At 38.0% G+C, this 14,845-nt stretch carries 11 protein-coding genes; 1 reads left to right on the top strand and 10 read right to left on the bottom strand.

Going from position 1 to position 14,845, the window contains the following annotated elements:
• Positions 1-7 precede the first annotated feature (7 nt).
• The 7 genes from OCV53_RS03930 to OCV53_RS03900 all read right to left on the bottom strand — a co-directional run bounded on the left by OCV53_RS03930 (position 8) and on the right by OCV53_RS03900 (position 7,623).
• Positions 8-421, bottom strand: coding sequence for a hypothetical protein (locus OCV53_RS03930; protein WP_022374231.1), 414 nt, complete (start codon positions 419-421; stop codon positions 8-10).
• A 60-nt stretch (positions 422-481) separates the two neighbouring features.
• On the bottom strand, positions 482-2,944 hold the full coding sequence (locus OCV53_RS03925) for an ATP-dependent Clp protease ATP-binding subunit (RefSeq protein WP_022374232.1): 2,463 nt from the start codon (positions 2,942-2,944) through the stop codon (positions 482-484).
• Positions 2,945-2,958: 14 nt separating this feature from the next.
• Positions 2,959-3,336 (bottom strand): GntR family transcriptional regulator, encoded by a 378-nt coding sequence (locus OCV53_RS03920; RefSeq protein WP_022374233.1) that lies wholly within the window; start codon positions 3,334-3,336, stop codon positions 2,959-2,961.
• A gap of 151 nt (positions 3,337-3,487) precedes the next feature.
• A complete protein-coding gene (gene nrdG, locus OCV53_RS03915) occupies positions 3,488-3,976 on the bottom strand; it encodes an anaerobic ribonucleoside-triphosphate reductase activating protein (RefSeq protein ID WP_022374234.1) in 489 nt (162 codons plus the stop codon).
• 23 nt (positions 3,977-3,999) lie between these two features.
• Positions 4,000-6,189 (bottom strand): anaerobic ribonucleoside-triphosphate reductase, encoded by a 2,190-nt coding sequence (nrdD, locus tag OCV53_RS03910; RefSeq protein ID WP_022374235.1) that lies wholly within the window; start codon positions 6,187-6,189, stop codon positions 4,000-4,002.
• A gap of 160 nt (positions 6,190-6,349) precedes the next feature.
• On the bottom strand, positions 6,350-6,910 hold the full coding sequence (locus OCV53_RS03905) for a manganese efflux pump MntP (protein WP_055196640.1): 561 nt from the start codon (positions 6,908-6,910) through the stop codon (positions 6,350-6,352).
• 233 nt (positions 6,911-7,143) lie between these two features.
• A complete protein-coding gene (locus tag OCV53_RS03900; RefSeq protein ID WP_022374237.1) occupies positions 7,144-7,623 on the bottom strand; it encodes a methylated-DNA--[protein]-cysteine S-methyltransferase in 480 nt (159 codons plus the stop codon).
• 147 nt (positions 7,624-7,770) lie between these two features.
• Between OCV53_RS03900 and OCV53_RS03895 the strand changes: the two genes are divergently transcribed.
• Positions 7,771-9,054, top strand: coding sequence for an HlyC/CorC family transporter (locus OCV53_RS03895; RefSeq protein ID WP_022374238.1), 1,284 nt, complete (start codon positions 7,771-7,773; stop codon positions 9,052-9,054).
• A gap of 122 nt (positions 9,055-9,176) precedes the next feature.
• On the opposite strand, the gene OCV53_RS03890 is transcribed toward OCV53_RS03895, so the two are convergent.
• The 3 genes from OCV53_RS03890 to OCV53_RS03880 are packed head-to-tail and all read right to left on the bottom strand — an operon-like array spanning position 9,177 to position 14,828.
• Positions 9,177-12,932 (bottom strand): phosphoribosylformylglycinamidine synthase, encoded by a 3,756-nt coding sequence (locus tag OCV53_RS03890; protein WP_055196639.1) that lies wholly within the window; start codon positions 12,930-12,932, stop codon positions 9,177-9,179.
• Between the two features lie 13 nt (positions 12,933-12,945).
• Complete coding sequence (locus OCV53_RS03885) at positions 12,946-13,893, bottom strand: M14 family metallopeptidase (protein WP_022375372.1); 948 nt, start codon at positions 13,891-13,893, stop codon at positions 12,946-12,948.
• Complete coding sequence (locus OCV53_RS03880) at positions 13,890-14,828, bottom strand: M14 family metallopeptidase (RefSeq protein ID WP_055196638.1); 939 nt, start codon at positions 14,826-14,828, stop codon at positions 13,890-13,892. Before OCV53_RS03880 ends, OCV53_RS03885 begins: the two co-directional genes overlap by 4 nt.
• Positions 14,829-14,845: the final 17 nt, after the last annotated feature.

Genomic DNA, 14,845 nt, shown 5'->3' with positions numbered 1-14,845 from the left:
TACATTACTATTGTTTCTTTACGCGAACAGATGCAGCTGTTCCTTCACTTAATTCAACACTTAAAGTTAATTTACCTCCAAGGTTTGCTTTCATCATTCCTACATTTGTATTATCAATAAAAACTTTATATTCCTGTCCAGCTTCCACTTCTAGTGTAACCTGAACGTCAGATGAAGATTCAATATCAAATGCAACACCATCTGTTGTTGCAACAAAGTTATGTACTGCAGAACCTGGAACAGATTCAAAGATCAGCTGTCCGTTCTTGTCCAGTTTCGTCATTGTCTTAAATGTTTTGATCTTGTAGATATCCCCTTCAAACTGGATATCCCCTTTCTTAGCTTTCTGTGCTAATGTATAGTCACCAAAGCTTAGTGTTCCATTGTCTTCGCTGCGGAATAATTCAGTTACCACTGCCATTGTTTTTTCCTCCTAATATATGTTTCGGTCGTTGTACGTTTATTATAATATATTTTGGTTCTATTTACTAGTTTCCTTTACTGAAAAAGTAAGTTTTTTATCTTTTTTGCCGATTGTCATCGTCTGTCCGTTTGAAAGTGTTCCTTCTAAGATCTTGTCTGCCAGTACATCCTCGATCTCATTCTGGATCACTCTTCTTAGTGGTCTTGCTCCGTAATTCTCATCATATCCTTTATCTGCTAACAGATCCATCGCACTCGATGTGATCTTTAATGTAATCTGATGTTCATTTAGGAGACGTACTTTTAACTCATCGATAAATAACTTCGCGATCTTTTTCACTTCTTCTTTGGTAAGAACTGCAAAAACGATCGTCTCGTCAATTCTGTTTAAAAATTCCGGACGGAAGATCTGTTTTACTTCTTCCATCACACCTTTTTTCATACGTTCATGATTCTTTGCCTTATCTGTGTTATCAACAGAGAATCCAAGATATTTTGGTGCGATGATGCGATTTGCACCTGCATTGGAAGTCATGATGATCACCGTATTCTTAAAATCAACTTTTCGTCCATTGGAATCTGTAATATGTCCATCATCCAGTACCTGAAGCAGAATATTAAATACGTCTGGATGTGCTTTCTCGATCTCATCAAATAAGATCACAGAATACGGATGTCTTCTGATCTGCTCACTTAACTGTCCACCTTCTCCGAATCCTACATATCCTGGAGGTGATCCAATGATCTTTGATACACTGTGCTTCTCCATATATTCAGACATATCTACACGGATCAGATCTTCTTCCCTTCCAAACAGAGCTCTTGCCAGTGTCTTTGAAAGCTCTGTCTTACCAACACCTGTTGGTCCCAGGAATAAGAATGATCCGATCGGACGATTTGGACTCTTAAGTCCAACTCTGCTTCTTTTCACAGCTTTCGCAACGGCTTTGACTGCTTCATCCTGCCCGATCACATATTTGTGGAGTTCTTTTTCAAGATTTCGCAAGCGTTCCATATCACCTTTCGTGAGCTGCGTTACTGGGATCTGTGTCCATAAAGATACAACCTCTGCTGCATCTTCAACTGTTAATTGTGGAATCTCATTTTCCTTCCTTTGTGTTCGTTTCATCTTACGTTCTAACGATTTCTCAAGCTTATTCTTCTGCGCTTTTAAATTCTTAGCTTCCAAAATATCGCCATTAGAAAGTTCTTTCTCAATCTTCTCGATCACTTCTGCAATCGCTTTGCGTTCTTCTTTAAAACTTGCATGACTTCCGACCTGTTCCATTCGTTTTCTTGCACATGCTTCGTCTAGAAGATCTATCGCTTTATCCGGCAGAAAACGATCACTGATATATCGATCAGATAAACCTGCAATTGCTTCTACTACATCTTCCGGCACCAAAATTCTATGATAATCCTCAAATCGGTATTTGATTCCTTTTAAAATCGTAACTGTCTCTTCTACGGTTGGCTCTTTCACTCTGACTGGCTGGAATCTTCGAACTAAAGCTGCATCCTTCTCAAAATACTTTGTATACTCTTCACTTGTTGTCGCACCGATCAGCTGGAAATCTCCTCTTGCCAATGCCGGTTTTAAGATATTGGATGCATCCATAGCTCCTTCAGAACCGCCAGCTCCAATGATCGTATGAATCTCATCAATAAATAAAATGACAGAATCATCCTGTGTTGCTTCTGTAACGATACGTTTCATACGTTCTTCAAATTCACCACGGAATTTGGTTCCTGCGATCACTTTTGTAAGATCTAAGGATAAAATTCTCTTATTCTTAAGGATTCTTGGCATATTGCCGTCTGCAATTCTTTGTGCAAGACCTTCTACAATTGCTGTTTTACCAACTCCCGGATCACCGATCAGACATGGATTGTTCTTTGTCCTTCTGCATAGGACCTGCATCAGACGTTCCATCTCACCTTCACGTCCAATCATCGGATCCAGCTTCCCTGCGGCTGCTTTCTCTGTAAGATCTGTACTGTATTGCTCCAGCATACCTGCTTCTTGATTTTCTTCCTCTCCGCCATAAGAAATTGCATCATTGTATTCATTCTTTGCAGAACGAAAATCTATTCCTGCTGTAACTAAAATATCTGTATAAATACCCTCGCAAGAAATCTTGTGATCTTCTAACAGACGAAAAGCCTCATTATCTCCGTCTTTGATCATTGCCATAAGAATATGTTCTGAGCCTATTGCATCGCATCCATATTTCATTGCAAGTTCCCCTGCAATCTCTAAAAGATATTCTGTCTTTGGTGTATCTTTCACTGTTCTTCTGCGGTCTTTTGGCATCTTTGATTTCTCCTTGACCGCCTCTTCTATTAATTCTCTTGTCACTCCATGCATCTTAAGAACTTCGCTCGCAAGAGATCCATCTGTTCCGTAAAGTCCAAGAAGGATAAAGATACTGCTGACATCCTTAAATCCAAGATATCCTGCAATCTCCCTTCCTTCATTCAATGCTTTGGAGGCATATTTTGTAAATGGTAATCGGTTCATAACTCCTCCTGTTATTACTTTCTGTCTAATTTCTGGTACATGTCATGAACCAGCTGGTTCATCTCATCTTCTGTAACTCCCTTACAGACTGCTTCAGCAACCAGCATTCTTAGATTGTCCTGAATACTAGCCAGCTCCTGCTGCTTTTCCAGAGTTTCAACGCTTATGACTGCACCTTTTCTTCGGTCTAATTTTAAGTATCCTTCTTCTCTTAAAATCGCATAGGCTTTATTTACCGTGTGCATATTCACTCCAAGTACCTGTGCAAGCTGTCGTACAGATGGAAGTGATTCTCCATCAGTAAATTCTTCACATGCGATTCCCATAATGATCTGATTTCTTAACTGTACATAGATTGCCTCGTCACTATTGAAATCAATCTCCAGTATCATTGTGCAACCCTTCTTTCTTCTTTCGAATTTTACAATCTATCTATGATATTTTGTTATACATAGACTATAATATAAAGCACAGTCTGTCAAGAGATTGCATCATGATAAAAAGAAAAAGATGCAGTATCTTTTCACTGCATCTCTTATGGCCTTATCTTTCATTTAAATTTAGAATTCTCTGGTTTGCACTTCCTCGGAATTTTAATGTGATATCTTTCTGGGCTTCAATAAATCGTCCATCTACCAGTATATCAATATAAGATAACATTTCTTCCGTAAATGATGTGTGTACTTTTCCACCCTGCATAAGATCCTTTTCATAAGTATATCCTGTATAACACCAGATATTCTTATCAGGATATATTTCTTTAATTTCTTTTAATAATAAAACCAATTCTTTCTGGTTCTCTGGTTCAAATGGTTCTCCTCCAAGAAGCGAAAATCCTTCGATATAATCTGGTTTTAATAATTCTATGATATGCTCTTTTGTTTCCGGTGTAAATGGCTTTCCATAACAAAAATCCCATGTTTCCTTATTAAAACATCCCAGACAATGGTTTCTGCAGCCTGATACAAATAAACTTACCCTGACTCCTGGTCCATTCGCTATATCACATTTTTTAATCTCTCCGTAGTACATATGATTTCCTCTGTAAATAATTCTTATAAATGAAGTACTCGATCCTTAATCTCTTGTGTACGTCCCTGATTCCAGAACTGTGTTCCGATATATCCGCAGGTACGTCTTGCAACAAACATATGATCTTGATCTGTGTTTCCACAGTTTGGACATTCCCAGATCAGCTTTCCAGATTCATCTTCCTTGATCTGAATTTCCCCGTCATATCCACAACATTCGCAATAATCACTCTTTGTATTCAACTCTGCATACATAATGTTATTATAAATGAATTTCATAACAGATAAAACAGCTGGGATATTATCCTGCATGTTCGGTACTTCAATGTAACTAATTGCTCCACCTGGAGATAATTTCTGGAATTCTGATTCGAATGCAAGTTTGCTGAATGCATCGATTTCTTCTGTTACATGGACATGATAACTGTTTGTGATATAGTTCTTATCTGTGACACCTGGAATAATACCAAAACGTTTCTGTAAACATTTCGCAAACTTATAAGTTGTAGATTCCATTGGTGTTCCGTATACAGAATAGCTGATATTTTCTGCTTCCTTCCATTCGTTACATTTATCATTTAACTTCTGCATAACTTTTAGCGCAAATTCTTTTCCTTCATCGGATGTATGAGATTTTCCTGTCATACGAACACACATCTCATAAAGTCCTGCATATCCAAGAGAAATTGTGGAGTATCCATCATATAATAACTTATCGATCTTCTCACCTTTTTTAAGTCTTGCCAGTGCCCCATGCTGCCAAAGGATCGGTGCAACATCAGATACTGCTCCCTTTAATCTCTCGTGACGGCATCTTAAGGCTTTATGACAAAGTTCAAGTCTTTCTTCTAAGATCTCCCAGAATTTGTCCATGTCTCCGTCAGAACTACATGCCACATCAACTAAGTTGATCGTTACAACCCCCTGATTAAATCTTCCGTAAAACTTGTGACTTCCATCTGCATTTCTCTGAGAATCCTCAACTGTTAAGAAAGATCTGCATCCCATACAAGGATATACATCTCCGTTCTTAAGTTCTCTCATCACTTTCGCAGATATATAATCTGGAACCATACGTTTCGCTGTACATTGTGCAGCTAATTTCGTCAGATACCAGTACTTGGAATCTTCCGTGATATTATCATCATCAAGTACATAAATAAGTTTTGGAAATGCTGGTGTGATCCAAACTCCCTTCTCGTTTTTAACACCTTGAATTCTCTGTTTTAAAACTTCTTCGATCACGAGTGCTAAATCATCTCTTGTCTGTCCTTCCGGCACTTCATCAAGATACATAAAGACTGTGACAAATGGTGCCTGACCATTACATGTCATCAATGTTACTAACTGATACTGGATCGTCTGAATTCCCTGTTTGATCTCATCATAAAGACGCATCTCCGTAATCTTATCGATGATCTCATCATCCATAGATTCTCCAATTGCTTTACGTTCTTTGACAACATTATTACGAAGTTTCTTTCTGCTGATATCTACAAATGGTGCTAAATGTGCCAGTGTAAATGACTGTCCCCCATATTGGTTACTTGCTACCTGTGCCACGATCTGTGTTGTTACATTACATGCTGTAAAAAATGAATGCGGTTTCTCAATCAGCGTCTCGCTGATCACAGTTCCATTCTGAAGCATATCTTCTAAATTGATCAGATCACAATTATGTTCTCTCTGTGCAAAATAATCAGAATCATGAAAATGAATGATTCCTTCTTCATGAGCACGGATGATATCATTTGGTAAAAGGACTCTCTTACTTAAATCCTTGCTGACTTCTCCAGCCATGTAATCTCTCTGTGTGGAATTGATCACTGGATTCTTATTTGAATTTTCCTGATTCACTTCCTCATTAATATTATCAAGAAGAGCAAGAATTCCATCATCAGTTGTATTAGATTTTCTTCTTAATTCTCTCTTAAAACGATATCTTACATACTTCTGGGCAACTTCGTATCCTCTCATCTCCATGATTCCTGTCTCAACCATGTTCTGAATGTCTTCTACATTCACTGCGTGTGAAGAACTTTTCACCTGATCCGCAACTTTTTCTGCAATTGCCATGATCTGATATTCGTTCATCTGATGAAGCTTTGACACTTCTTCATTCGCCTTTGTGATCGCATTGATGATCTTATCGATATCAAAGGTTACCTCTTCTCCATTCCGCTTGATAATCTTTGTTTTTACATCACCATTCATAGTTTCTCCCTCTTTTATATAAAATTACAAGATTTTGTGCGTTTCCATTTTCTGGGCACAAAATCTTGTTATATTCTTACCATCCGACACAATATGTTGTGCCACTGCCTATATTATATTACACTCTTTTCACAAAAAAAGAAAGGGGTATTTTTTTATTTTAGAGAATATGAAGGTGTTCAAGAAGAATCTTAAATCCCAAAAGTATCAGTATTATGCCACCTGCAAGCTCTGCCTTTGATTTATATTTTGTTCCAAAAATATTTCCAATCTTTACTCCTGCAAATGAAATCAAAAATGTACAGACTCCGATCATAGATGCTGCGGATACAATATGCACATTTAAAAACGCAAATGTAATTCCTACTGCAAGTGCATCTATACTTGTTGCCACTGCAAGCATAAACATTTCTTTTATTTCAATGGATGCATCTGCATTCTCTTCTTCATCTGACAATGATTCTTTCACCATATTAATTCCAATCAGTCCAAGAAGGATAAATGCAATCCAGTGATCAATTGATGTGATCTGATCTTTAAATTGTGTTCCAAGAAAAAATCCAATGATTGGCATCAATGCCTGAAAGCCTCCAAACCATAAGCCAATAATGACCCCTTTTCCCAAAACTTTTTCTCGCATTGCCAGGCCTTTGCAGATTGAAACAGCAAATGCATCCATCGACAATCCAACAGCCAGTGTTAATATTGTAAGCAAATCCATAAAATTGTCCTCCATATCGAAAAAAAGACTCACAGACGAAAAACCTGCCATAAATTAAGGCTTATCGTCTATGAGTCTCGTTAATTAAGACAGCACCAGATGTTGTCCATCATTGTGTTGATACTGTCACAGATTCTCTGCTAACTACTCCCTCACGGAAATATATAAGATCAATACCGGATGTGCCTCCGGCAAAATATGCCTATGTATCATATCTCAATTGAGAATCTTTGTCAATATCTTTCCTTTACTTTTTGATTACGTTTCTCAAGTTCCAATAAATATTCTTTCACATCAAGTCCGCCTGCATATCCTGTCAGAGAACCATTCATTCCAATCACTCTGTGACATGGAACTACGATCACGATTGGATTTTTATTATTTGCCATACCTACAGCACGGCATCCCTTTGGAATTCCTACACGTTCTGCAATATCTTTGTATGTACAGGTTGTTCCATATGGAATCTCTTGCAATGCCTTCCATACCTTTATCTGAAATTCCGTTCCATAATAAGAAAGTTTCAGATCAAATTTCTTTCTGCGTCCATCAAAATATTGTGACAGCTGAAGGGCTGCTTCTCTGATCAACTCTGTATTCTTCTTCTCGCCTTCTAACTTCTTTATTCCAAAATAAATCCCACAAATTCCATGTCCGTCTTCCTCAATCGTCAGATTCCCGATTGGAAAACGATAATCATAGTAGTACTTCATACGACCATTCCTCCTAAAAATAGGTATACCATATTTTTCCATGGTTGGCAACCACTAACTTGACATGAAGCCATTTGTTGCGTACAATGAAAAGAACTGTATTAAAAAGCAGATGATTATTATATTAATTTTTAGGAGGAATAATAATTGGACCCCAGTACAATATTACAGATTGTCGAAATTATAGTTTTACTTTCGCTTTCCGCTTATTTTTCATCGGCGGAAACTGCATTAACAACGGTAAATCCCCACAGCATGCGTGCTATGGCAGAGGATGGAAATAAAAAGGCTGCATTAGTCTTAAAACTAATCGAGAATCCTAGTCAGATGCTTTCTAGTATTCTGGTTGGAAATAACTTAGTAAATATTTCCCTGACTTCCTTAACAACTACGATCGCAATTCGTATCTTTGGAAGTATGGGAGCCGGAATTGCAACAGCCGTGATCACGATTCTTGTTCTGATCTTTGGTGAAATTACTCCAAAGACTTATGCAACGATCAATAATACAAAAATTGCTTTAAGCTATGCATCCAGTATTTATCTTGTCACAAAGCTATTGACACCAATTGTTTATCTTATCAACAAGCTTTCCACAGGAATTCTTATGATCTTCCATATTGATTCCAAACAGTCCAAACGTATTATGACGGAACGCGAACTTCGTACGATCGTTGATGTCAGTCATGAAGATGGTGTTATTGAAGAAGCTGAAAAAGATATGTTAAATAATGTTTTTGATTTTAAGGAATCCCTTGCTAAGGATATTATGATCCCTCGTATTGATGTAACTTTTGTATCCGTCGATGCTTCTTATGAAGAAGTCCTTGAAATCTTCCGTGAAGCTGGTTACTCAAGACTTCCTGTTTATGAAGGAAGTAAAGATCATGTTGTTGGTATTGTTTATTTCAAAGATGTATACTTCTACCGTAGCCAGCACAGAGGCGAGATTTTCCATTTAAGGGATGTATTAAGAAAACCATTCTTTACTTATGAAACACAGAAAGTTTCAAGTCTGCTTGCACAGATGAGAGAGAAATCCGTAAGTTTCTCTATTGTTTTAGATGAATATGGCGTAACTGCCGGACTGATCACACTTGAAGATATTGTAGAAGAAATATTCGGAGAACTACGTGATGAATACGATGAATCTGAAGAAGATACATTTAAAGAATTACCCGATGGATCCTATATGGTATCTGCTTCATTGAAGCTTGATGATCTTGATGATCTGCTTCACGTAAACCTTGATTCTGAGGATTATGATTCACTCGGTGGATATATTATCGAATTACTTGATCATTTGCCTTCTGAGGGCGAAATTGCAGAAGATGAACACTTTACTTTCAAAGTTGTATCCGTTGATAAGAACCGTATGGAAACCATCCATATCATTCCAAAAGAAAATTCTAATCATATCTCACAAAACTAGATTTATAAACAGCCAGCAAATATATATTTGCTGGCTGTTTTTAGGGGATTTCATCGAAATTTCCTATGAAATAAGAAATCCTGCACTCCATTGGAATGCAGGATTTCTTCGTATCTTATATTCTATTTGAAATATTCTACTCCAGATTCGAAGATCTTTTGATCTTTCTGTCCATAGATATTGATTCCAACATAACTGTCACGACGTTCTGAATGTCCCATCTTACCAAGAACTCGTCCATCTGGACTTGTGATACCTTCAATCGCATGGTAAGAACCATTTGGATTAAATTCCTCGTTCATTGTAGGATCTCCATTTAAATCAACATACTGTGTTGCTACCTGTCCATTTTTAAACAGTTCCTGGATCACATCTTCGTCTGCTACGAAACGTCCTTCTCCATGGGATACCGGAATGCTAAAGACATCATCTACATTCACATTGTTAAACCATGGTGACAAATTAGATGCAATTCTTGTATAAGCAACTTTAGATACATGACGTCCGATACGGTTTGTAGTAAGAGTTGGAGATTTAGCATTCTGTTCTACGATCTTACCTTCTGGTACAAGACCTAATTTGATCAGAGCCTGGAATCCGTTACAAATACCAAGTACAAGTCCGTCACGATTATCTAATAAATCCATAACTGCTTCTTTTAATTTTTCATTTCTAAATGCTGTTGCAAAGAATTTTGCAGAACCATCTGGTTCATCACCAGCACTGAATCCACCTGGGAACATGATGATCTGTGATTCATTGATCGCTTTTTCAAACACTTCTACTGAATCACGGATTCCCTGTGCATCAAGGTTCTTAAATACTTTTGTAATAACATTTGCTCCAGCACGTTCAAATGCTTTGGCTGAATCATATTCACAGTTTGTTCCTGGGAATACTGGAATAAATACGTTTGGTTTTGCAACCTTGTTCTTACATACGTAAATATTTCCTTTTATGTAATGTCTTGTTGTATCAACGATATTCTGACTTCCTTCAGATTTTGTTGGAAATACTTTCTCTAATGGTTTCTGCCATGTATCAATTGCTTCTTCTAATGTAACCACTTCATCACCGAATACAAATTCATGTTTCTCTGTGATCTCACCGATCAGAAGACCAGGAATTCCTAGTTTATGAATGTCTCTTGTATTCATCTCAACAACAAATGATCCAAACTTAGGATCTGTTAAGTCTTTTAATTCTATTTCTTCATCAAAGATAACACCTAATTTATTACCAAATGCCATCTTAGCGACTGCCTCTAAAGCTCCGCCTCCACCGATCGCATAAGCAGATTTGATTGCTCCATCTTTGATCAGTTTTGTGATGCGTTTATATACTTTCTTCACTTCAGAATAGATTGGCAGATTGTATGCATCTGTTGGGATACAAATACGAACCAGTCTGTTTCCTGCTTTCTTAAGTTCTGGTGTGATAATATCTGTTGTCTTCGCTACATCCACTGCAAATGATACAAGTGTTGGTGGTACATCGATATCATTAAATGTTCCAGACATACTGTCTTTTCCACCAATGGATGCAAGTCCGAATCCCATCTGTGCCTGATATGCACCAAGTAATGCTGCAACTGGCTGTCCCCAGCGAGTCTTGTCTTCTCCAAGACGTTTGAAGTATTCCTGGAATGTCAGGCGAATATTTCTATAGTCTCCACCAGAAGCTACAATCTTAGCAATAGATTCTGTGATCGCATAAACTGCTCCATGGAATGGACTCCATTTAGACAGATATGGATCAAATCCATAACTCATCATTGTAACAGTATCACATTTTCCCTTAAGAACTGGAAGTTTTGCAATCATTGTCTGAATTGGTGTTAACTGATATTTTCCACCGTATGGCATTGTCACTGTTGCTGCTCCAATAGAACTATCAAATCTCTCTACCAGACCTTTCTGTGAACATACATTAAGGTCAGATAATGTATTCTTACATACTTCTTCGAATGTTCCTGTCTCATCCTTACGATTAAAGTAAGATTCTACACGGTGAGGAATCTCTACAAATACTTCTGTTTCCTGATGTGCTCCGTTTGTATCAAGGAAAGCTCTTGAGATATTAACGATCTCTTTTCCTCTCCATTTAAGGATCAGTCTTGGATCTTCTGTTACAACTGCAACTTCAACTGCCTCTAAGTTTTCTTCTGCTGAGTATGCAAGGAACTGTTCTACGTCTTTTGGATCTACAACAACTGCCATACGTTCCTGAGATTCAGAAATCGCAAGCTCTGTTCCATCAAGTCCGGCATATTTCTTAGGTACTTTATCAAGATCTACGATCAGACCATCTGCAAGTTCTCCGATCGCTACGGAAACTCCACCTGCACCAAAGTCATTACATTTCTTGATCAGACGGCTGACTTCTTCTCTTCTGAATAATCTCTGGATCTTACGTTCTGTTGGTGGATTACCTTTCTGAACTTCAGCTCCACATGTTTCGATAGATTCTTCAGTATGAACTTTAGATGATCCTGTTGCTCCTCCACAACCATCACGTCCTGTTCTACCACCTAATAAGATAATGATATCTCCTGGATCAGAATTCTCTCTGATAACGTTCTTTCTAGGTGCTGCACCCATAACGGCACCGATTTCCATACGTTTTGCAACATAATCTGGATGATATACTTCATTGACATATCCTGTTGCAAGACCGATCTGGTTTCCGTAAGAGCTGTATCCATTTGCAGCTTCATTTACGATCTTGTACTGTGGTAATTTACCTTTTAGTGTATCTTTTAATGGAACAGTTGGATCAGCAGCTCCTGTTACACGCATTGCCTGATATACATAAGAACGTCCTGATAATGGATCACGGATCGCTCCACCAAGACATGTTGCAGCTCCACCAAATGGTTCGATCTCTGTTGGATGGTTATGTGTTTCATTCTTGAAACTGATCAGCCATTCTTCTTCTTTGCCATCAATCTCTACTGGCACTACGATACTGCAGGCATTGATCTCATCGCTTTCTTCCATGTTATCAAGAACTCCGTCTTTCTTAAGACGTTTCATAGCCATTAATGCCATATCCATCAGACAAACATATTTATCATCGCGATCTTTGTACATCTCTTCAAAGTCATCCATGTAAGAATAATATGCTTCTTCTAATGGTGCACGGTAAAATCCATCCTGGAATCCAATATTTGTAAGTTCCGTAGAGAATGTTGTATGACGACAATGATCAGACCAGTAAGTATCCAGTACACGGATCTCTGTCATAGAAGGATCTCTATTCTCTTCTCCCTTATAATAATTCTGGATATGAAGGAAATCTTTGAATGTCATTGCCAGATTTAAAGAATCATATAATTCTTTAAATTTATCCTCTTCCATATCTTTAAATCCATCAAGAATCTTAACATCTGCAGGTTCTTCAAAATCCATTACTAATGTCTCTGGTTTCTCTGCAGATGCCTCTCTTGAGTCAACTGGGTTGATGCAATACTCTTTGACTGCTTCTAACTGTTCGTCAGTTAAGTCACCTTTCACAACATAAGTTGTTGCACTTTTGATCAGGGCATCTTCATCTTCGTCTAACAGTTTCACACATTGCTGTGCGGAATCTGCTCTCTGATCAAACTGTCCTGGCAGAAATTCAACGCTGAAAGATACTTCTCCATCGGCAAGTGGTAATGTCTCTTCATACACGTCGTCAACTGGTGGTTCACTAAATACTGTAACCAGTGCTTTTTCATAACTTACATCGGACAGATTTTCGATGTCATAGCGGACAAGGACACGAACGGATTCGACATCCAGTCCAAGATACTGCTTCAATGCTGCATGCAGTTCTTTTGCTTTTACTGCGTAGTCTTTTTTCTTTTCAACATAGACTCTTCTAACTTCTCCCATGATTTCCTCCCATTTATTCATGTAGTTTCTTAATCACCTGAAATGCAGATGCATTTTCCAAAATCGTTGGCTGATTCTCGGCAAAGAATATAATTCCGTCTGCCGTTGAACGAATCTCTGATAAGATTTCTCCATTGTATGGATTCAAAACTTCTCCTAGCAACTGACCTCTGTTGACTTCCTCATTGATCGCTGCAAAACGTCTTAAAAATCCTGGAGCACTTGCTTTAACTGATACAAGATCCTCTTCTTCTATCATACTCGCAATATACCCGTTATGGCAATTATATTTTAAAATACCCATTCGAGTCAAGAATCGAAGTACAGCAGATACTGCCTGTTTGGCCAGATTCACATCGATATTGTCCGTTTCTCCGGAATATAACGAAAATGCATCCGTTCCATTGATCTGCCAGTTATAAGTTAAAGTCGTTTTATCAAAATTTCTTGGTTTGCTTGTTAATACATATGGCAGACCAAATAAACTTGCCAGACTTGTACTTTCTTTTCCTGTTGCTGGCATTCTTACATGCGGTACAAAATCACCACATCGAAAAAATGATGCAAAATGAATTCCGTAGCGGAATCCTTTGACCTTCTCAAATAAATGTGCTGCAAGTCTGCTTGTCGGTTCCCCATCAAAATTACCAGGAAACTGTCGGTTAATATCACTGTTATCAGATACCCAGTACTTCATTCCAACATTCATTGAAAAGTTATTGACACATGGAATGACAAGAATCTGATTATCTCCAACGATCGCACCGCTGTTTTCCAATTCTTTTAGGCGTTTGACAAGCTGTGAACATATATATAATTGTTGGTATTCATTTCCACGCATAGCACCTACAATACATGCTGCTTGTTCTGATTCCTCGCTTTGCTTTCCAAAACGATATCCTTCTATCGTAAATTCTCCTCTTAAATAATTGCCTGAGGAATATATAACTTCTTTCTTCATAAATTCCCGCCTCCGATCACTCTGGCAACCAGAGAGCCTTCTGCTACACTTGGATGTTCTCTTAATGTCATTAATATTCCATCTACTGGAGCGATCACTTCTTCTTCTGTCGCTCCCATTAATGGATTCTGTATAATTCCTATGATCTCACCTTTTTTTACTCGATCCTTTAATCGTTTGTATGAAACAAACAATCCACTGAATTCACAGTTTAAATAACAGATCTTATCTTCATTGATAAATGGTACATCATTCTTACCATTTGTCTTGCCTTTCCAAATACCAAGTTCTGCCATCACAGAAAAAATTCCATCAATGATCTGACGGCAATATTCGTAACGGATACGGAATGCTGATCCTGATTCTGTTACCATTGTCGGAATTCCCATTTGATTTAATGCATATGCAAGACTTCCTTCATTGACTGTCTGTGAAGGATGGATCCATACCAGATCTGTATTCATATACTTTGCTAAATGAAGCAGCATCTCATCATAGTCATCATTCAAACGTACTTGAGGAACTTCCTGCAAAAAGATATTACTAGAATGAATGTCTATACAGCAAGATGCCCCTTTGATATCTTCAAGCAGTTTTGCTGCTGTATAATCTTCCAGTCCTCCATTGATATCTCCCGGAAATGCACTGCTATAATCGATATCAGAAATAGGTACTGCTCTTGTTCTGGCATCCAGTCCTAATGGATTGACCGCTGGATAAACATCTACGATTCCCGTAAGATTGTGAAATTCTGCTTTGATCCTTCGTATGATCTCTCCACAGATATACTGACCTCCAAGCTCATCCCCATAAATTCCTGATACCAGACAGATTCTCTTTTCTTCCCCCGTCACATGATCTGGCATCAAACGATTTCTCTTGATCCTTAACATCTCTCCGATCGGAAGTTTTACAGATACTACTGTGTCTATCATCTTAAAGCCTCTTTTCT

Source organism: Anaerostipes amylophilus (assembly GCF_025567365.1).
GTDB lineage: Bacteria > Bacillota > Clostridia > Lachnospirales > Lachnospiraceae > Anaerostipes > Anaerostipes amylophilus.
This window is presented reverse-complemented; position numbering and strand designations above follow the sequence as displayed.

Excerpts from the sequence above, each read along its gene's own strand:
- OCV53_RS03930 (WP_022374231.1), bottom strand. The coding sequence starts at position 421 with ATGGCAGTGGTAACTGAATTATTCCGCAGCGAAGACAATGGAACACTA.
- OCV53_RS03925 (WP_022374232.1), bottom strand. The coding sequence starts at position 2,944 with ATGAACCGATTACCATTTACAAAATATGCCTCCAAAGCATTGAATGAA.
- OCV53_RS03920 (WP_022374233.1), bottom strand. The coding sequence starts at position 3,336 with ATGATACTGGAGATTGATTTCAATAGTGACGAGGCAATCTATGTACAG.
- nrdG (WP_022374234.1), bottom strand. The coding sequence starts at position 3,976 with ATGTACTACGGAGAGATTAAAAAATGTGATATAGCGAATGGACCAGGA.
- nrdD (WP_022374235.1), bottom strand. The coding sequence starts at position 6,189 with ATGAATGGTGATGTAAAAACAAAGATTATCAAGCGGAATGGAGAAGAG.
- OCV53_RS03905 (WP_055196640.1), bottom strand. The coding sequence starts at position 6,910 with ATGGATTTGCTTACAATATTAACACTGGCTGTTGGATTGTCGATGGAT.
- OCV53_RS03900 (WP_022374237.1), bottom strand. The coding sequence starts at position 7,623 with ATGAAGTACTACTATGATTATCGTTTTCCAATCGGGAATCTGACGATT.
- OCV53_RS03890 (WP_055196639.1), bottom strand. The coding sequence starts at position 12,932 with ATGGGAGAAGTTAGAAGAGTCTATGTTGAAAAGAAAAAAGACTACGCA.
- OCV53_RS03885 (WP_022375372.1), bottom strand. The coding sequence starts at position 13,893 with ATGAAGAAAGAAGTTATATATTCCTCAGGCAATTATTTAAGAGGAGAA.
- OCV53_RS03880 (WP_055196638.1), bottom strand. The coding sequence starts at position 14,828 with ATGATAGACACAGTAGTATCTGTAAAACTTCCGATCGGAGAGATGTTA.